This is a genomic window from Pseudomonas sp. MPC6, from assembly GCF_006094435.1.
Lineage (GTDB): Bacteria > Pseudomonadota > Gammaproteobacteria > Pseudomonadales > Pseudomonadaceae > Aquipseudomonas.
Genome location: NZ_CP034783.1, coordinates 5,702,680 through 5,723,200 on the forward strand (window position 1 = coordinate 5,702,680; position 20,521 = coordinate 5,723,200).

A 20,521-nucleotide genomic window follows, 5' to 3' on the forward strand; every position below is an offset into this window, starting at 1 on the left:
CGGTCTGCTTTTGCAGGAGCTGCCGCAGGCTGCGATCTTTTGATCCTACTGAATGCAAAAAGCCCCGATCTCTCGACCGGGGCTTTTGCATTTCAAGCGTATCGACTACTTATGCAGCCGAACTCACCGCGCCTTGCGACACATTGGTCGGTTGCAGCTTGAACACGTAGAACAATACCGTCAGCAGCACCAGGAACGCAGGTCCCACATAGAGTGCCACGCGGGTGTCCGGGAAGTAGGCCATCAGCCCCACCACCAGCACCAGGAACGCCAGCGCCAGGTAGGAACTGATCGGGAACAGCCACATCTTGTATTTCAGGCCGGCACGTTCGCTGGCGCTCAGGCCTTTGCGGAACTTGAGCTGGGCCAGCAGGATCATCACCCAGGTCCAGATCGCGCCAAAGGTGGCAATCGCGGTGACCCAGACGAAGACTTTCTCCGGCACCAGGTAGTTGAGCAGCACGCCCAGCAGCAAGGCGCCGATCGACAGCAGCAGCGCACGGCGCGGCACGCCGTTGCTGGAGGTGGTAGCAAAACCGGCCGGGGCCTGGCCGTTCTGCGCCAGGCTGTAGAGCATGCGCCCGGTGCTGAAGATGCCGCCGTTGCAGGACGACAGCGCGGCAGTGATCACCACGAAGTTGATGATGCCGGCGGCGGTCTTGATGCCCAGACGCTCGAAGGTCATCACGAACGGGCTGCCCTGGGTGCCGATTTCGTTCCACGGGTAGATCGACAGGATCACGAACAACGCACCGACGTAGAACAGCAGAATCCGCCAGAACACCGAGCCGATTGCGCTGGGAATGGTCTTCTGCGGGTTCTTTGCTTCCCCGGCGGTCAGGCCGATCATCTCGACGCCGAGGTAGGCGAACATCACCATTTGCAGGGACATCAACACGCCTTGCACGCCGTTGGGCATGAAGCCGCCATGGGCCCAGAGATTGGAAATCCCCAGTGCCACGCCGTCGTTGCCGAAGCCGAATGCAATCACGCCGATACCGCCCACCACCATCGCAATGATGGTGACGATCTTGATCAGGGCGAACCAGAACTCGAATTCACCGAAGGCCTTCACCGCGATCAGGTTGATCGAGCCCATGCTGATCAACGCCGCGAGCGCCCAGATCCAGCGCGGCACGTCGGGGAACCAGACGCCCATGTACACCGCCACCGCAGTGATTTCCGCGACGCAGGTCACCAGCCACAGGAACCAGTAGTTCCAGCCGGTGAGGAAGCCCGCCAAGGGGCCGAGGTAGTCTTGGGCATAACGGCTGAAGGAGCCGGCGACCGGGTTGTGCACGGCCATCTCGCCGAGGGCGCGCATGATCACCAGGATCGCCAGACCGCCGATGATGTAGGACAGCATGATGGCCGGGCCGGCCATTTCGATGGCCTTGGCCGAACCGAGGAACAGGCCGACGCCGATACAGGCACCGAGCGCCATCAAGCGAATATGCCGTTCGCCGAGTTCGCGTTTAAGCGGGCCGCCCTGAGCGGTCTCGCCGTGGGGCAGGTGATTGCCGACTGGCATGGGGTACAACCTCGTCTTGTTATTGGATATGACCACCGAGTTCCGAAGCGCTGACCGATAAGCCATTGCTTGCTTGAAACCGGACCTGCTTCGTGGGCAGTACCGTCTTGCAGGACAAAACCTGCAAGATCCGCGGGGCGTGCAGTATAAAAAGCTTCGCGCAGGGGGTTTCACTCTATAAACCACAACATTCAGCGAGAACTCTCGGGGAAATGGCGGTTTGCGGAGGAATATTACCTGGCTAGTGTCGGATTATTCGCCGTAAAAACGGCGCGGATTATTGCACAGCATTGGTGCGTCGTCATGCCAAAATCCAGACGGCATTTCCCCTTCAAGACGTCTGGAACAATACTTCCAGGCTGAAAATACCCCTGTGGCGAGGGAGCTTGCTCCCGCTCGACTGCGCAGCAGGCGCAAATCAGAGGTCCGGTTTTTCAGATAAATTGCGAACAGAGTTGGGGCTGCTGCGCAGCCCAGCGGGAGCAAGCTCCCTCGCCACAGGGCTCCCTCGCCACACATCAAAGTGGATCCATGATATTTGGGTGTCCACAATTTTTTCACCAACGCCAACCACCGTCTAAGCTTCAAGCAAGTCCGATCAATCTGCGGGAATGGATCAGTCGACTATGGGCGCGTTATGGCAAACCGATTCGAGTAAAACTGTGGTTCCGACTGAACGAGTGGATGAAGCGCCTTTACCTGAGAAACCTGGTCGTTCCCGGCACGGCTGGGGAGCGTTCCTGTTGTTGCTGTTGATTATCGCGATCGTCGTGGGGCTGGCGGCCGCCAAGGAAATGCGCACCTCGAAGTTTCAATCCCGGGAAGTCAGCAAATTTGCCTCGTCCCTGAAATATGACGTGCAACCCGGCCCCAGCGACGCCATTCACTACCCCGGCGCCGGGCCTTTCGATCTGCGTCTGGGCTACAGCTCCCTGGATGAGTTCCTGCCACGGCTGCTCAAGCGTGACTACGTCATTGCCTCGCAAACCCGCTTTTCCGAGGCGCTGATGAACTACAGCCAAAAGGGCTTTTTCGTGCCCTATCCCGAGAAAATCCAGGCGGGATTGTCGATCACCGATTGCCGGGCGGCACCGCTTTACCAGTACAAATACCCGCAACAACTTTACTCAAGCTTTGAGACGATCCCGCCGGTGGTGGTCAGCAGTCTGCTGTTCATTGAAAACCGCTTCCTGCTCGACCCTCGCCAGCCCCAGGCCAACCCCGCCGTGGATTGGCCCAGGTTCGGCATGGCGGCATGGTCCCAGGTCGCTAAATTGCTGCACCTGCCGGGCCAGTCGGCGGGGGGCAGTACCCTGGCGACCCAGCTTGAAAAATACCGGCACTCGCCCGATGGCTTGACCGTCTCGGGCGCGGAAAAAATTCGCCAGATGATTTCCGCCAGCGTGCGCGCCTATCAGGCCGGACCGGATACGCTCGTGGCCCGCCAGAATGTGATTCGCGATTACCTCAACAGCGTGCCCCTGTCGGCCGTACCGGGTCACGGTGAAGTGCATGGCATGGCCGAAGGTTTACGCGTCTGGTACGGCGCCGACTTCAATGAGGCTAACGAACGGCTGTCCAGCGCCGCGACAGACCCGAAAAGCATGGCGGAAAAAGGCCTGGCCCTGCGTGAAATGCTGTCGCTGATGATTGCCCAGCGCCGCCCTTCCTATTATTTGACCAAGGGCCATGAAGAACTGGCCGACCTGACCGACAGCCACATTCGCCTGCTGGCCCAGAATGGCGTGATCGATGCGCCCCTCTCGGCAGCGGCATTGGCCAGCAAGGTGACCTACCGCGACTGGCAGACCCAGCCCACGATCCAGCCGATCGAAACCAACAAGGGCATCAGCGTGGCACGCAGTCGCCTGGCCGGCTTGCTCAATCGTCCGCTGTACGACCTCGACCGCCTCGATCTCTCGGCGACCAGCACTTTGCAAGGCGAGCTGCAAACCAGGGCCACCGAGTATCTCAAGCACCTGGCCGACCCGGTCTTCGCGGCACAGATCGGCCTGATCGGCGAACGCCTGCTGACCCCCACCAGTACCACGCAGGTGCGCTATAGCTTCACCCTGTTCGAACTGACCCCGGACGGCTCGCGGGTACGGGTGCAGACCGACAGCACCGACCAGCCGTTCGATATCAATGAAGGCAGTAAGCTGGAACTGGGCTCCACGGCAAAAATGCGCGTGCTCACCACCTATTTGCAGATCATCGCCGAGCTGCACGATAAATACGCAACGATGAGCGTCCCGGAACTGAAGAAAGTCGATGTCCCCGACCAGGACCGTTTAAGCCGCTGGGCCATCGACTATCTAGTGCAGAACAAAGACCGCAACCTGCAAGCCATGCTGGGCGCCGCGCTGGACCGTAAATACTCCGCCAGTCCCGGGGAAGCTTTTTTCACCGGTGGCGGGCTACATACCTTCAATAACTTTCGCAAGGAAGACAACGGTCGCCTCCCGACGCTGCGCGATGCCATACGTGAGTCGATCAACCTGCCGTTCATTCGGCTGATGCGCGATCTGGTGCGCTACACCACTTATTCAGGTCCCAGCAACAGTGCCGAACTGCTCAAGGACGATAGCGACCCGCGGCGTCAGGAATACCTGGCCTCGTTCGCCGACCGTGAGGGCACCTCGTTCCTGCTGAAGTTCTGGAAGAAATACAAGAACAAGGACACCCGGGCGCGACTCGAGACTTTTCTCGACGGCATGCGCCCAACGCCGATTCGCATGGCCGCCGTGCATCGTTATCTATTCCCCCAGGCCAACCAGGAAAGCTTCAACAGCTTCGTGCGCTCGCACCTCACAGGCGCCAAACTCACCGAAAAACTCACCGACGAACGTCTTGAGCGGCTGTACCTGAGTTACGGACCCGGCTCTTATGACCTGCCCGACCAGGGCTTCATTGCCAAGGTGCACCCGCTGGACTTGTGGCTGATCGGCTATCTGTTGAACAACCCCGATGCCAAGTTCAGCCAGGTCGTCAAAGCCAGCCAGTTCGAACGCCAGGAGGTCTACAGCTGGCTGTTCAAAAGCCGGCACAAAGGCGCCCGCGACAGTCGCATCCGCACCATGCTGGAGATCGAGGCGTTCCTCGACATTCACCAGCGCTGGCAGAAAGTCGGCTATCCCTTCGATCACCTGGTGCCGTCACTGGCCACCGCCATCGGCAGCTCGGGCGATCGCCCGGCGGCGTTGGCCGAACTGATCGGCACCATTCTCAACGACGGGGTGCGGATGCCGACACTGCGCATCGACAGCCTGCATTTCGCGGCGGACACCCCGTATGAAACCCGACTGATCAATAATCCGGATGCCGGCAAACGGGTGATGCCGTCCGAAGTGGCCACGGCCATGCGCGAAGCCTTGTCGCAGGTGGTGGATGCCGGCACGGCCAAACGGGTTTCCGGCAGTTTCATCACGCCCGATGGCAAACCATTGGCCATGGGCGGCAAGACCGGTACCGGCGACAACCGTATCCAGGCCATCGGTTCCGGCGGGCGGATTCTCAGCTCGAAATCGATCAACCGCACCGCGACCTTCGTGTTCTACATCGGCGACACCCACTTTGGCACCATGACCGCATTTGTGCCCGGGCGCACGGCAGAAGCCTTCAAGTTCACTTCGGCGTTGCCGGTGCAGGTGCTCAAGGGCATGGCGCCGATCCTCACGCCGTATCTGCAACCGGGGAGCGCTTCACAATGCCACCCAGTGGAGGGCTCGTCCGTGGCGGCAGCCAATCCGGTTACACAACGCTGAATTTACCCGGTAGCAGGTGGTATCCGGTTATTTTTCAGATCCGAATATTCAACGGATTACAGGCTGAAAGCGCCGGTTGAGCGCTGAAATCCAGGCTTTTGTTTTGAGCCCCCACAGGTAGGCTGATCATTCTTAAAACAATCAAGGATGATTGGCATGTCTGACGTCTCCACGCCTGCCCAAAACCCCAACAAGGGCCGGCACTACGAATTCATCAAGAACACCACCAGCGACACCTTCAAATCCGCGACCCTCGGCAGAGGCCTGGCCCTGGCAGCCACGCCATTGAAGATGCAGCCGTGGTACACCACCGCGCCCGCCTCCCTTCATGACAAGCTCAAAGCCGCCAACCTCAAGGCCTGGGGTTCGCAAAACCAGGTCGACAAACTGTTCGAACATCTGCAGGACGTCCATTCGTTTGCCAAGCCGCTGCTCCAGGCGAAGCTCAAGGAGCGCTACGGAGTCGAGCATGACGTCAGCACGACTTACCTGCACCTGTACCTGCCCAAGGATTTGCCCTGGTATACGCTTGACGTGTCGGACGCTGTCACTACCCGGACCGTCTCCCTGCTGGACGCGGCGCTGCACAACTTCGCCACGACCGAAACGGTCCATGCCGACTCGCAGTTCATCACCAAACCCGACCCTCTCGGGCACTTCGATGTCGTTGCGATAAAACCCAAAATGAGCATCGGCCAGTTCCAGGCGCTCTGCCGGGAACTGGACATCGGCGCGCTGTACAAGGCACACCTCGAAAGCTATCTGCTGCCCGGCGAACCGGTGGCCGAAGCCGTCATGAAACTCAAGGTGACTGAAAGCCTGAAAGACGCACTCACCGCCGCCGCGCAATTGGCGTTGACCACCGGGGACCTCCAGTACGACGCCTGCAAGTTGACCCTGGAACTTACGAAGGATGAACCTCAACTGCTGCTCGATGGCAGGCGAATGCTGTGCTGCGACCTTTCGATGATGGAGACCCGTCTGACAGGCATTCTCCTGCTGATTCCTGCGGTGAAGGATAGGCGAGGGATTCAACGGCTCATTGCCTATGTTCCCAATGATCCGGATCACCCGCTCAAGGAATACGACTCGACCGAAGCGTTCATGACAGAACTGACGCGCCAGTTACGCGAAGACAAAGTCGGCGCTTCATCGAAACAGAGCTATCGACAATTCTTCAGTCAGTTCGTCGATCAGCAGCAGCGCGGGCATTTTTTCGGCGGTCTCGATCAACGCCTCGTCACCGTCAGGTGGCATGAGAACAGCGATCCGACGGATCAAAGTCCAACCTGGCGCGAGGACCCTGTGCCCCGCCCCCACCTGCAGTTCCAGCACCTGCCGGTTTCCAGGGATTACTGGACGCACCTGTACCAGCAAAAGCTCAACAAGGTTCTCAACGACGCGCGGGAAATCGCCGTGTCCACCGCCGATACGGACTCCAGGGCGCGCTGGGCCTGGTGGGACAACTTCAAGAAAATCGTCTCGGACATTTTCAATGCGGCCCTGCTGGTCGCCACGCCGTTCGTACCGGGACTGGGCGAACTGATGATGGCCTATACCGTTTATCAACTGACCCATGATGTCATTGAAGGCATCGTCGACCTGGCCGAAGGCCTCGGCCTTGAAGCGGCAGAACAGGTGATCAGCGTGGTAACGGATGTCATTCAACTGGCGGCATTCGGGGCGGGGGCTGAAATAGGCAGCGCGTTCAAGCTCAAACTCTCGCCGCTGGTCGAAGGCATGAAATCCGTCAAGCTGCCCAATGGAAAACAGACGCTGTGGCATCCCGATCTGGCGCCCTACGAACAGAAGAATCTCACCTTGCCGGCTGATTCCAAGCCCAACGAGCTTGGCCTGCATCGAAACGCCAACCAGGACATCCTGCCACTGGAAGGCAAGGTGTATGTCGTCGAGAAAGCCTCGACAGAGCCGACCTCCAGCACGCACCGCATCAAGCACCCCACGCGCCCCACAGCCTACTCGCCCAGGCTGGAACACAATGGCCATGGCGCGTGGGTGCACGAAGTGGAGACGCCGGGCGATTGGCAAGGTGAAACCCTGATGCGCCGCCTCGGACACCGCGTCGATCGCTTTTCGTCCACTGAACTGGAACAGATCCGCATCGGTAGCGGCACAGACGAGGCGGCGCTGCGCCGGATGCACGTCGAAAACACCCCGCCGCCACCGGTGCTCGCCGACACCATCAAGCGCTTCACCGCGTATGACGAGGTCCAGACAGCGAGTGCGAACATTCGGGCGGGGCAACCGATCGATCCAGGTTCTATCTGGTTTGAATCGATCCTTACGGTATTGCCAGGATGGCCTTCCGAACGGGCGCTGAAGGTGTTTGGCGAGGCTGACCTGACAGGGAATTCGCGCCAGTACGGCAACATGAATGCAACGGACGCCAATACACTGAGCATCAGCCTCGCCGATCTCACGTCCGGCAACCTTTTTGAGCGCCTCACGGGCTTTTTAACTGAAACCGAGATGACGGCCTTGCTCGGTCGCGAGGTTCCGCTCGCCGATCGCCCCCAGGCCTTGCGTGATCAACTGGCGGATGCCGTCGATGGACGTCAACGCGAAACCGCCAATTACCTGTACAAGACTGGAGAACAGTCAAGCAAGGCCGAGGTCCGCCTGCTGAAGCAAACGTTCCCGGACATGCCGCTCACCCTGGCCGAGACGCTCTTGACTGACGCCACGGCAGCCGAGCGGCAGATCATGGTCGAGGAAAATCGCCTGCCTCTGCGGATCAAGACCCTGGCCCGGGAAATGAATTTCGAAGCCGACATCGCCCGCGCCTATGACGGTTTTTTTGACGATGAACGGGTGGTGCCGGAGACCGAGCGACTGGCGCTCAACACCCTCAAATTCTATTCCGACAGCTTCGCTGACCTGCGCATCGAGGTGATGGATGGCACCGATGATGGCCCCTTGCGCTGCAGCGTCGGGCCGGCTAATGCCTCTACGGTTCGACGACTGGTCAGGGATGAGCATGGCCAGTACGAAGTGTTCGACGGGACCCACAACAAACTCCATGAAGCCGGCGAATTCTACACATCGATATTGCGCGCCCTTCCGCACGACAAGCGCTCGGCATTGGGTTACCTGCCCGGTCAGGGCAGTCGTCTGAAATTGTGGATCAAAGAGAAATCCGCGCCGGCGGCCGAGCGTAGAGCCGTGATGGCAGAACCGCCTGTTCGCCCGGTTGCCCGTATTGAAACCGAGAATCTGGTACGGCGATGGCCTTGGTTTTCCAGCCCGACGACCCCGCAAGAGCGGGTTAGAAACCTGTACCCGACATTGAGTGAGCAGGAGGCAAAGACCTTCGTTGAGGCCTTGCGCGCCAAAGGTGATCCCGATCAGGCCATTGACCGGCTCAAGGACGAATTCGAGGAATTGCGCGGAACGCTGCAAAAGTGGCGTCAAGATCAACATCCTTCTATGGATAGCTCGGATTTATCGGAGCCAACCAGTAACTTTCGAGACTTTATGGACAATGGCGGACGTCACATTCATGACCGGCTCATTGAATGTTTCCAACGCAAAAGCGAGGCATTCGGCGAACGCAGTATCCATCCGGATAGCGGCTATACGCTGGATTTGTCCAAAGAGTTCCTGGGTCCGAAGCTCGATCGCTGGTGGGCGAGTCTGCGTGAGCAACCCAACATCAAAAAATACCTGGACCAGGTGACCGTGCTGAACGTGGACAACACTCGTTTTTCACCTCGCACCAATGGCCTGTTGAGTGACTTCCCCCACATTCGTCATTTGAGTGCCCGCTACAGCCGCTTGACCGAACTACCGCCCAGTATCGGCAAAATGCGCCTGCTCGAAACCTTGCGCCTGTCAAACAACAGCATCGTATTGACCCCTGAGTCCGCCGGCCAGTTGAGAGACCTCACTCGCCTGGAAACCCTAAGGCTCGACGTCAATCCCTTGATGCACCCGCTGGATGTCGGTCGCATGCCCAGACTGAAAGTGCTGAGCCTGAGCACGACCGGTCTCGACGCTTGGCCGGAGCGCCTGTTCAAGGACGGGGTGAGCGCGAAATCCCGTCCCCGCGGATTTCATCTGGACCTGCGGAGAAGTCCGATCAATACCGTACCCGAGGTCGTGCCTGGCTCCGATCATGCGCTGATCGTGGCTCGCACACGTCTCGATATCAGAACGCTTCACGACGTCGATCGAGTTCGCCTGGGACGCTACCGCGAATCGGTAGGCCTTGCTCCAGAACAAGTCTACGAACCGGCTGCGACCGATGAGATCACCTGGTGGAGGTCGTTGCCGGACGACTCGCAAATCTACAGTTACTCCACCGGGGTCGGAACCTATCGGACCGAGTCCTGGCACGATGTAGCGTCGGAACCCGACTCCGCTGACTTTTTCAGAGTCATCCGCAAGCAGAGAGATAGCCAGGATTACAGGAACCCTGAGTCGCGCAAACAACTTTCCAAGCGGGTCTGGGAGATGATCGAGGCCGCCTCACTGGACACCGAGCTGCGCAAGGAGCTGTTCAAACAGGCCAGGCACCCTGAGACCTGCGCCGATGCCGGGTCACAACTGTTCAATAACATGGGGATGAAAGTATTGGTGTCGAAGGCGCGTGCAGAGTCGACGTCCACCGTGGATCTGGAAACCATGCTTGTCAAACTGGCCAGGAGCGCTGCTCGTCTTGAACGAGTAAACGATAGTGCCAGAGCCGAGATCGGCAGACAGAACGAGAGGCGCCTGCTGGAGACGAGTTTACTTCCTCCCGATGATGTGGAAGTGCACTTGGCGTACGAGACGGGACTGGCCAAGCGGCTGGATTTGCCCTGGCAATCCGAAGCCATGCTCTATCAGACCAGAGCAGACGTAGACACTGCCAAGATCAACACCGCCTACGATACGATTATCAGCCTCGAAGAAGGTGACGGGCTGGTCAACGTGATGATCGATTTATTCGAGAATCCGTTTTGGGATAACCATTTGCGGCGTACTCACCCTGCCGGGTTCGAGGCCAACGATAACCTTTTTGAAATGCGCCAGAATCTGGTCGAAGATCTGCGCTTGGCCCAGGAGGGCCTGGCGAACATTCAGGACGAGGCGGAATTAGCCTCGCGACAAAATGCGCTGAAAGAACTGGCCAGACAGTTGAATCTTCCCGAAAACGAAGTGTTGACCGAGCAGCTTTATGATCGGCTGCTGTCAGACATCAGCCATGAACGAAATGCGTTGGCCAGAAAGCTGACCCGTGAAGCGATGACACGAGCAGGCATCTAAATACCGCAACAGGCTACGGTCGTTAAGGATTGCCCCTTGGCCAGCCCTGAGTGTCATCCACCCAGGGCTGTTTTTTTCATCTGGCACCTTGTTCATCCCACCTCCGAATCCCAGACAACCGTGACATTGCCCGAATAGCTTCGCGAGGCACCGGGATAGAGCATTTCCTGAACCGCCTCGCGGGCGACTTCAAAATGCAGGGTGCCGGGCTTGCGATCCAGGTAATAGCCAGGCTGAAACAGCTCGGAGCCTACCCCATCACGCCGCAACTGACGGCGATTCACCGGCTGCCCCGCCGCATCCGCCAGCCCGGCGGGAAGGGAGACGCGAACTTCCAGCGGCACCGCGTGGCCAGCGGTCGGCTCCCACAGTGCACAGTTATTGCCGCTGTAGTACTGGCATTGCAGGTTCATCTTGAAGCGGCTCGACGCGGAGATATTGAACGTCTGATCACGGAACAAACGTGTGGGTTTGCGACCCTGTGACAGCCAGGTTTGCCAGCCGCCTTGCGGTTCCAATACGACGCGGTTGCCGCCGGGGGGAATGTCGACTTTCAATGTGTGTTCGACAACCAGGGTGAAGGCCAGGGAAATCAAATCATCGTCAGCCACCATGACATCACCCATGTCAAAATCCTGGCCAGGCCCCACGCGGTAGTTCAATACACCACGGTAGGTGCCCGTCGACATTTTGAGCGGGTTGGGCGTCGTCAATTGATAGGAAAACCCTGTGTTTTCGTAAGCAAAACCATAGGATTCATCAATCGTTTTTTGCGCCTGCTTGGAGCAAATGCCCGCGTCAGCCGGAACCCGCCAGAAGAAAGCGTAGTACGTGGAATGACCGTACCCCACACCACCATACTGACAGGGTGATGGCGCGTAGACCCATCCACTCTGCCAGGTCCCTTCCGGAAGAGGTTTTTTGAGTGTGTAGGCAGCGCCGATACCGTTCACCCGCATCCTCACCAGCGCTTCTTCGCCAGTCTCGTCATGGATGACCCTGACATCCCTCCAGGAGGAGGGTACCCGGAACATTGGGCCCTGGCGCTCGCCATGCAGTGCCGGGATAGCCGCCACTGACCGGAAGCGAATCGGCAAGGCGATGCTGAAGACGCCGCTCTCACAATAATTCGGATGATCACCACAGTAGCCGCCCTGGGGTGTTTTATTCTCGAATTCATTGTGCATGGGATTGGTCGGATCAGGTCGGAACAACGCCGTGATCTCCACATTCGCTGCACCTGCCGATACCGCGAAGCCTGCCGATACCAGTGCACACAGGCCCCTCGCCTTACTTGCCAGCTTCATCATTCATACGCTCTTGGTCATTCTGTCCGCTATTCCCATGCAAATCCGTCCACGGGCCCATAAGCTCCTGCTTCAGCTCATTCCCCCGGCGCCCTGGCACTGAACAACAACAGCACATTGCCGCTGTAGTCCCCCGGGCGATAACCGCCCTCCGGTTGCACCGGCGCAATCTCCAGCATCACCCGCTTGCCCACCGCCGCTTCTGCCACCGACAGCACTTCACGGGGGCTCGTGTCATGGCTCAACTCCACACCGTTGAAACTGACCCGCAAGGCAATGTCGTCGCTCGGCCTGCCGTTGGACAGGTAGGGGGCGGCTTCCAGGCGTGCTTCAATCGCGCTGGTGTCATGGCGCACGTCGAAATTCTTGCGCACGCTGCTCAGGGTCGAATTCGAGAGGTTCCAGTTCAGCCGCTGTGGCCGGTGAATCCAGTCCGGTTCGGCCGGGATCACGTAAAACGCGAGGGTCGGGATGATCACTGAGACTTCAAAGGTGTGCTCTTCCCGGGCAGCCCACGTCAAAGAGCCCGTCAATACCGTCATTGCCGTCAGCGCGACGGCGGCGCATTGCTTGATCATGTTCGATACCCGTTGCGTCAATGGAACGCCGGCCTAGCGGCTGGCGATCTTGAGGGCTTTTTTACTGTCGCCTTCGATCAGGATGAAACGGTATTCACGTCCCTTTTCCTTGTCGAAGCCAAAGGCCTTGCCGGCCATGACGTGGTGCTTGGTGGTCGCTGCGCAGTCGTTTTCATTGCTCAATGAGCAGCTTTTGAACTCATCGACGATGACCACTGTGTTGCCGTTATTGCGCAACTCGTAGCGACTGTCGGTTTCATTGATGGCGCTCTCGAAGCGAGCGTTTTTCGGTCGCACGAAGAAGACCGTGCCGAAGCCGGTCATCACGTTGACCCCCGCCGACAGGTTCTTTTTGTAGTCTTCGCGTTCTTCGCTGGAGACAGCGAACTCGTCTTCCTTTTCCGGGACCACCGGCACGAAACGCACACGGAAGTAGCGTTCACGATCCCGCTCGCCCATGTACAACAGCCGGGTGCCCTGCATGCCCTGCGCCGGCACGATCAGCCGGGCCGGGCTGGCCATCACGCCATTGCGCGACGCGCCGTCGGTTGCCGTCTCGACTGGAATTTCCCTGGGGGTCCCGTCGGCGCCGTAGACGATTTCCAGTACGTTGACCTTGACGAACGCCGTGCTGTCGCCACTGTTGAACACCCGTTTCAAGTAAGTGCTTTTATCGGCATCCAGATAGTCGTACACAGTGCCGATATTGATCTGAGGACCGGCCTGTCCCCCAAGGGGATACACACAAAACACACACATCCACAACAGACGCTTCATCGCCCTGAACCTCATGAAAAATAAAAGATGGTCGACCCGGAAGGTCAGAGTTCGGAATCCCAGATCACGGTGACATTGCCGGAATAACTTCGGGAGGCCCCGGGATAGAGCATTTCCTGAACCGCCTCGCGGGCCACTTCGAAATGCAGAGTGCCGGGCTTGCGATTCAGATAAATGCCAGGTTGAAACAATTCGGTGCCAATGCCATCGCGCCGCAGTGGACGACGATTCACCGGTTGCTCCGCCGCATCCACCAGCCCGGCAGGCAACGTGACGCTGACTTCGAGCGGCACCGAGTGGCCGACGGTCGGCTCCCACAACGCACAGTTGTTACCGCTGTAGTACTGGCATTGCAGGTTCATCTTGAAACGGCTCGAGGCGGAGATATAGAACGTCTGATCGCGGAAAAAACGTGTCGCTTTACGCCCCTGTGTCAACCAGGACTGCCACCCGCCTTGCGGTTCCAATATGACTCGATTGCCCCCGGGTGGAATCTCCACCTTCAGGGTGTGTTGTACGTCGAGCACGAAGTCCAGGGTCAGGCTGCTGTCGTCCGGTTGCATCAGTGGCCCCAGATCGAAATCGGCGCCGGGACCGATGGTGTAGGAAATGGCACCGGTGTAGAGCCCGCTCGACATGCCCAAGGGGTTGGGAGTCCGTAGCTCATAGGCAAAGTCGAGGGTATCGAAGGACATGGACGGAATGCTGAAAGCGGCTACCTTGGTGCAGGCCGCCTCCACGGGTGCTTTCCAGAAAAAACGGTAGGAGCTTGGTGTGTACGACCCCACTCCGCTGTACTGACAGGGCGCAGGCGCATAGACCCAGCTATTGCTGGTCCACAGTTTCTGATGGCCTTCGAGTACGTCCGTTACTCCCACCAGATTGGCTGCTGTATCGCTCAGAGTGAATCTGGAGCCAATACCGATGATGCGCACCTCGACGGTTTCCGTTTCCTGGGTCTCCCTATTGGTGACTGTCAGTTGCCGCCAATTGGCCGGAACCTTCAACGGGATACCGTCGCCGGCCACGATGGCGCGAGTGGAATCGAAACGAACCGGCAACTGAATACTGAACATGTTGTTGATAGCGCATTCGCCCGGATAGCTCGCGCAATAACCACTGTTCTGCGTTTTGTTGAGAAATACATTTTTGGCAGGCTGCGAAGGATCCGGCTGGAACAACGCACTGATCTCCCGATTCGCTGCCTGCGCCGAAGACAGACTCAGTGCCATCAACCATCCCAAGCGCCAGGTAGAGTTTTTCACTGGATCATCCCGCCTTCTGTTCAGTGGACGTGGCGTCGGCGAGGGTATCCGGCGTGCAGCGCAGATCACCGATCATCAACACATTGTTTTCACTGCGATGACGACTTGCATCAAGCCGGAACTGGCACAGCAACTGATTGCCCTGGCGCACTTCCAGCGTCGGTGAACCGGCATTCATTTCCATCGAGAAGAACCCGTCGACTTCCGTCACCCCGCGACTGGCGTGGTTGATCACGTGATGGCCCTTGAGCGGTCGCCCCTGCGCATCGACCAGCCGGCCGAGCACGGTCAGGGTTTTCATCACGCGGACCTTGCGGTACTCCACGCCACCCTTGTTCAGGTGATAGCGGGTGCGCGCCGGTTCGATGGTGGCCGCCGGCACGTGGTTGCCCTCGAAGTCGAAACTCACCGAGCTGTTCTGATACGCGGTGATCGGGATGAAGTTGCGCCCCGGCTTCAACGCCGCACTGCCGCCGCTGAAATCATCCGCGCGCAAGGCGATATCATCGATGTCCGATTCCACATCGACGATCAGCCCTGCCCCGCGCACCTCATGCTGACTGGTCAGCATCATTTGCTCGCCGCCGATGGCCAGGGTGCTGTCCAGGTTCAGGCCGCCGGTGTAGTTACCGTTATAGGACGAGCGCTGAACAAACCCGTCGCCATTGATGTGGTCGGTGCGAAAATTTGCCAGGCTGGACAAACCGACGCCGTAAGTGTCGGTGAGCCCAGTCACCGAGACATTTTGCAGCACGTGATCTTTCAGGTCCTTGCGCCAGCCGATCGAGGCGTTGTTGTCGCGACCGCCATCGCGCGCCGTACGCGAGCCGATGCTGCCGGTGATCTGCTGGCCAGGCGCGCCCAGTGCCAGGTTGACGCTCAGGTCGACCCCGCGATTGCGCTCACTGCCACTGCTGAAACTGCCCGGCCGGTCGAACAGCGACAACCGCCAGTTGCCATCGCTGCCGAACAGCGTGGTGCGCTGATTCCAGCCCAGGTCCAGGCCGACGCCTTCGACGTTGCCCTCGCTGTGGGATACCCGGGCGTTGATCGAACTTTTGCTGCTGAGCCGATGGTTCAGCGCCAGGGATGAGTTGCTGGTCTCGCCGACGAAGACATTGCGCTGGCGGATCCGGGTGCCGTCGGGCAGGGTTTCGTAGAGGTTGGTGGTGTCCAGCCAGCTGCGGTTGTGGCTGATCACCACGCTGCCGGCGCCATAGTTATAGAGGCTTTGCAGATCGAGACCGGTGCCATGATCCTGCGTCTGGTACAGGTTGGCGTACAGGCTGATTTGATTGGCCAGGGTCCAGTCGATGGAGCTGCCGTATTGCAGTTTGTCGCGAATCTGCCGTGCCGACAGCCCAAGAATCACCCGCGGGTGCATCAGGTAATTGACCGAGGCGCCTGCCGTGGCACTGCCGCTGGACTGTTGATCCCAGTTACTCAGCAGCTTGCTTTCTTCGCCGGCGAACAGGTTGTAGCGCCAGCGATCGTCGAGGTTGCGCCAGTTGTTGGGCTTGTACACCAGCTCCTGGGTGGTGGAGGTGATCTGGCCGTCTTCGACCAGGCGCACTTCCACTTCGTAGATGCCGCCGGGCAGCGGACGGGTATCGAGGGTCTGCAAACCCGCGGGCACCGACTGGCTGTTGATCAACAGGCCGTCGCGATAGATCTCCACCGAACCCTGGCGATTGGCCGTGACGTAGATCGGGTAGACGCTGGGCATCGGACTGTTGATCGCCAGGCTGTCGGAGCTGCCGTACATGACGCCGACGGCTGTATCGGGGCTGGTGCCAAACGTGCGCGGTTGGCGGGTCAGCCCTTCGGAATTGGGGGTGAAATAGCCCAGGCGCAGGAAGCTGCCTTGCAGTTCGCGCTGGGTGTAAAGCTCATGCACCGCATGATAGAGCTTGTCATCGGGACCGCCGAGGCGGGCCAATTGCATGTTGAAGGTCTGGCTCCAGTTGCCCAGGCTCGCGCTGGCTTCGAGGCCATAACGCCCGCCCAGATCCTGATCCTGGCCGCCATTGAGGTTGAGTTGGTTACGGACCATCAAACCGCTGCTGCCGCCCGCGGGCTGATCGAAGTAACGCTTGGCTTCAACATCGCGTTCAGCGTTTTCGGTGAGGATCGAGACCAACGAGTTTTCCAGGTTGTAGTGCACGGCCAGCACCTGATCCGGACATGAGCCGGTGCAATTGCCCAGCAGTACGCCTGGCTTGAGATAACTCGCCCATTTTTCCCGCTCGGCGGGGCCAAAGCGGTTGTCGCTGGTGTCGGTAAATTCGAGCAGGGTGATGCGATCGTCACGAGACAGCACCACCATGGCCTCGCCCAGCGGCTGTTGATCGAGTTCCACCCGAACAGCCAGAGGCACATCAAAGAAATGCTCCTCGAAATCCGCCGGCAGGCCTTTGGCCTGGGCCAACAGGCTGCGCGGTGTCGTACCGGCGGAAGAAACGGGAGCCGCCACTGCACTGGCACAAAACAACAGCGCAAGCGCAGCCGCGATGGGTGTCATCGGGAACATGAACTCTTACTCTGATTACGAACAGGTTGAAGTCCGGCGGACATACAAAGGTGTATGCCCGCCGGTTAACACCACCGTGGATGATGGCGTTTCAGGCCAGCAGGACGCTTACAGTGCTACGGGTGGAACAGCGTCGAATACCATTGCCACCACACCGGTGTAGTCGCCTGCCGCGGGGGTCGCATTAGTCGAACTGATACGCAGCGCCGCGCGGTAGTTCACATCGGACTCAGCTTCGCCAACTACCTGCTGTGGCGTAGTCGTCAATTCCTTGCCATTGAGTTCTACTTTCAGATCAATGGTGTCCGCGCCGGAAATCAACTTGGGAGCCGTGACAACACTGGCGTGGACAGAGCCGTTGTTGTTGCGAACGTCAAAAAACCCCTTGACCTCGTCCATCTTGCCCGTGCCCGGATTGTGGTCCATGCGCTGATCCTTGGTGACCAGATCAGGATCGACCGGCACCACGTAGAAGCCGTTGGTCGGCACGTGAGCGACGATGCTAATGGAATGAGCGGCTTCACCGGCAGCGAACGCTCCGGAAGAACCCAGTGCCAGAAGTGCCAACGGGGCAGCGATTGCGAATTTCTTGAACATTTTAAATACCTGTTTTCTAGATGGAATCGGTTCATTGAAAGTTCAAAAGTGTCTTCCCTGTCTCGGGTCGTTTTGTTTGAACTTCCAACGCCGGTGCATCTTCACCTTCCCGTTCCGGAAAGTAAGCAGGCAACTTCCTCAGAGGTCGTAGTAAAACCACCTTACAACCCGAAGGAAAAAGATACAAAAAATCAAAATACAAAACAGCGACTGTAAGTTATGCCCTACATACAGATTTACTTAAAAAACCATACAGGGATTTCGCGTAATAGATAGTAGATTTATAAGGAGTTTAGAATAAAAGCTCAACTATTATTAGAGCAATTGCTTTAAGTCATCCAATAACCCTGATTTCACAAAAAAAAAGCCGGCATACAGCGAATTTTTCTGCGCAATGACCCAATTTCAAGCAACCCACCGCTCGTCAACAGAGGCCTGCCTGCGGCAAAAAACGTCTTGCCTTCGCCATAAGATATATCTTAAGTTGTATCTAAACACCAGGAGAGCAAGCAAAAATGAGAGACCATCATTCCCCCCACCGCGACCATAACGACGGCCGCGACGGCTTCGAAAAGCGCCCCGGGCCCGGCCGCGAGCGCGGCGGACGCGGCCCCCGCGTCTTCGCCGCCGGCGATTTGAAATTGCTGCTGCTGGCGCTGATCGCCGAGCAGCCATGCCACGGCTACGACCTGATCCGCCAGATTGAAAACATGTTCGACGGCGCCTACAGCCCCAGCCCCGGCGTCATCTACCCGACCCTGACGTTTCTGGAAGAAAGCGAAATGATTGAGGGCGATGCCGCGGGCGGGAAAAAACGCTACAGCGTGACCGACGCCGGACGCGTTTCCTTGAGTGAGCAAGTGATTGCCCTGGACGGCGTGCGCATGCGCATCGAAGTCAGCAAGCGCTCATTGCGCGGCCATGATCGCCCGGCCGAAATTCACGAAGCCGTGCACAACCTGCGCCATGCCTTGCACATGCATCACGGTCGCTGGAGTCCGGAAGAAATCCTGCGAGTACGCGACCTGCTCAATGACACCGCCAAAGCCATCGTCGACGGCCCCGCCGTTCAAGCCGCCCAGGAGAAAGCCGAATGACCGATGTCGATACCCAAGCCATTCACCGCGTCATGCACGAAATCAAGCGCCGTCGGCTGCAAGTACTGCGGGTGATCGACCTGACCCCGCGCATGCGCCGGATCACCTTGGGCGGCCCTGAGCTGGCAGGCTTTGTCAGCCTTGGCACCGACGATCACGTCAAACTGCTGTTCCCGCAGAACGCGGCGGAACAGGCGACGCTGGACACCCTGGTACTCGGTGCCGGCAAAGACCAAGGCCCGATGCCGGCCATGCGCGACTACACCCCGCGGCGTTATGACCTCGACACACTGGAGCTGGACATTGACTTCGTGCTGCACGGCGACGGTCCGGCCGCGACCTGGGCCGAACAGGCCACACCTGGCCAGTTCCTGCACATCGGCGGGCCACGGGGTTCGATGATCGTGCCCGACATCTTTGACAGCTACCTGCTGATCGGCGACGAGACCGCCCTGCCCGCCATCGCCCGGCGCCTGGAAGGCCTGGCGGCCAACCGGCGGGCACTGGTGATCGTGGAAGTGGAAAACGGCGCCGAGCAACAAACGCTCGAAAGCCCGGCGCAGGTCAATGTGATCTGGGTATTGCGTGAAGGCGGCAGGAACAACCTGCTGGCCACAGTGAAAGAACTGCAGGTGCCCAGTGGCAAGCTGTACGCCTGGGTGGCGACCGAAAGCAAAGTGTCGCGGCAGATTCGCCGGGTGTTGCTGGATGAGCATGGGCTGGACGAGCAGTTCGTCAAAGCGGTTGGCTATTGGCGGCTGGACGACACCGCCGAAGAATAAACCCAATCCCCCTGTAGGAGCTGGCTTGCCAGCGAAGGCGGTGTGTCATTCGGCGCATGTGGTGACTGACCCACCGCTTTCGCCGGCAAGCCGGCTCCTACAGGGTCCCGAGGCGATTCAGGGGTTACGCCGCCACCGATCCAGGCCAATCACCAGCAAGCCAATCCCCACAAATCCCACCAACAACCCACCCGCATTCACGAACACCTGTGGATAACCCAGCTTCTCGACATTAATGAACGGATACGGATAAGCCGCCAGCAGATGCCCACGCAGCAGCGCATAAGCGAAGTACACCAGCGGATAGATCAGCCACAGCGCGATGTGCCTTGGACGCAAGGTGCCTTTGGGCACACAGCACCACCACCAGCCAAGAAACAGCAGCGGCATCACATCATGCATCAACTCATCAGCCAGCAACTGCCAGCCTTCGGGGTGCCATAAATGGCGCAACAACAGGCTGTACGCCAGCCCCACCAGCGCCATACTCGCCGCAATGCCACTGCTCACCCCCGGCTGCAAAAACCAGCGTCGCGCCGCCGACTCGCGGGACGTCAGCTCACACGTCAGCACAGTGGCCACCAGCGTGTTGGTCAGTACGGTGAAATAGCTGAAGAAACTCATCAACCCGCCGAGCAGGCTGGCTTCGATACTCCAGCGCAGGTAAAGAATCAGGTACAGCTGAATGCTCAATCCCGCCCAGCCGAGGAAGGCAGCCACCGCCACAAAGCGACGCCGCGCGGCAGACGGGCGGACCATGTTCAGACCGGACGCTTGGTGCGCATCAACTTCACATACAAGCGTTCGACCTTCTCCCGCGCCCAGGGGGTTTTGCGCAAAAAGGTCAGGCTCGATTTAATGCTCGGGTCGCTCTTGAAGCAGCGGATATCGATGCGCTCGGCCAGCCCCGACCATTCGTAGTGCTCAACCAGGGCATTGAGGATCTGCTCGAGCGTCACGCCGTGCAGTGGGTTGTTATTCTGTTCGGTCATGCCAGGCCTTCGAGCGAAGTAGGAATTGGAAGC

The 20,521-nt window shown here is 58.9% G+C and carries 13 protein-coding genes; 4 read left to right on the forward strand and 9 right to left on the reverse strand.

Annotation, left to right across the window (positions count from 1 at the left end):
• Positions 1 to 109: 109 nt before the first annotated feature.
• Entirely contained in the window at positions 110 to 1,531 is a 1,422-nt protein-coding gene (locus ELQ88_RS28475) for an amino acid permease (RefSeq protein WP_138968997.1), read from the reverse strand.
• 626 nt (positions 1,532 to 2,157) lie between these two features.
• On the opposite strand from ELQ88_RS28475, the gene ELQ88_RS28480 reads away from it, so the two are divergent.
• A complete protein-coding gene (locus ELQ88_RS28480; protein WP_138968998.1) occupies positions 2,158 to 5,295 on the forward strand; it encodes a transglycosylase domain-containing protein in 3,138 nt (1,045 codons plus the stop codon).
• A gap of 291 nt (positions 5,296 to 5,586) precedes the next feature.
• Complete coding sequence (locus tag ELQ88_RS28485; protein ID WP_228761659.1) at positions 5,587 to 10,563, forward strand: NEL-type E3 ubiquitin ligase domain-containing protein; 4,977 nt, start codon at positions 5,587 to 5,589, stop codon at positions 10,561 to 10,563.
• 92 nt (positions 10,564 to 10,655) lie between these two features.
• Here the strand turns inward: ELQ88_RS28485 and ELQ88_RS28490 are convergent, their stop codons facing one another.
• From ELQ88_RS28490 to ELQ88_RS28515, 6 genes are all read right to left on the reverse strand, one after another.
• Positions 10,656 to 11,870 (reverse strand): hypothetical protein, encoded by a 1,215-nt coding sequence (locus ELQ88_RS28490; RefSeq protein ID WP_138969590.1) that lies wholly within the window; start codon positions 11,868 to 11,870, stop codon positions 10,656 to 10,658.
• 77 nt (positions 11,871 to 11,947) lie between these two features.
• Positions 11,948 to 12,448, reverse strand: coding sequence for a CS1 type fimbrial major subunit (locus tag ELQ88_RS28495; RefSeq protein ID WP_128872656.1), 501 nt, complete (start codon positions 12,446 to 12,448; stop codon positions 11,948 to 11,950).
• Between the two features lie 33 nt (positions 12,449 to 12,481).
• The gene (locus ELQ88_RS28500; RefSeq protein WP_138969000.1) at positions 12,482 to 13,225 is read right to left on the reverse strand and encodes a molecular chaperone; all 744 of its coding nucleotides are present in this window, start codon (positions 13,223 to 13,225) and stop codon (positions 12,482 to 12,484) included.
• 44 nt (positions 13,226 to 13,269) lie between these two features.
• A complete protein-coding gene (locus ELQ88_RS28505) occupies positions 13,270 to 14,457 on the reverse strand; it encodes a hypothetical protein (protein ID WP_138969591.1) in 1,188 nt (395 codons plus the stop codon).
• Between the two features lie 37 nt (positions 14,458 to 14,494).
• Entirely contained in the window at positions 14,495 to 17,020 is a 2,526-nt protein-coding gene (locus tag ELQ88_RS28510) for a CS1-pili formation C-terminal domain-containing protein (RefSeq protein WP_138969001.1), read from the reverse strand.
• Between the two features lie 108 nt (positions 17,021 to 17,128).
• The gene (locus ELQ88_RS28515; RefSeq protein ID WP_128872659.1) at positions 17,129 to 17,617 is read right to left on the reverse strand and encodes a CS1 type fimbrial major subunit; all 489 of its coding nucleotides are present in this window, start codon (positions 17,615 to 17,617) and stop codon (positions 17,129 to 17,131) included.
• Between the two features lie 515 nt (positions 17,618 to 18,132).
• On the opposite strand from ELQ88_RS28515, the gene ELQ88_RS28520 reads away from it, so the two are divergent.
• A complete protein-coding gene (locus ELQ88_RS28520; protein WP_138969002.1) occupies positions 18,133 to 18,714 on the forward strand; it encodes a PadR family transcriptional regulator in 582 nt (193 codons plus the stop codon).
• The gene (locus tag ELQ88_RS28525) at positions 18,711 to 19,496 is read left to right on the forward strand and encodes a siderophore-interacting protein (protein ID WP_138969003.1); all 786 of its coding nucleotides are present in this window, start codon (positions 18,711 to 18,713) and stop codon (positions 19,494 to 19,496) included. Before ELQ88_RS28520 ends, ELQ88_RS28525 begins: the two co-directional genes overlap by 4 nt.
• 117 nt (positions 19,497 to 19,613) lie before the next feature.
• Here the strand turns inward: ELQ88_RS28525 and ELQ88_RS28535 are convergent, their stop codons facing one another.
• Positions 19,614 to 20,255, reverse strand: coding sequence for a Pr6Pr family membrane protein (locus ELQ88_RS28535; protein ID WP_128872662.1), 642 nt, complete (start codon positions 20,253 to 20,255; stop codon positions 19,614 to 19,616).
• Between the two features lie 2 nt (positions 20,256 to 20,257).
• Complete coding sequence (locus tag ELQ88_RS28540) at positions 20,258 to 20,488, reverse strand: VF530 family protein (RefSeq protein WP_007944895.1); 231 nt, start codon at positions 20,486 to 20,488, stop codon at positions 20,258 to 20,260.
• Positions 20,489 to 20,521 lie beyond the last annotated feature (33 nt).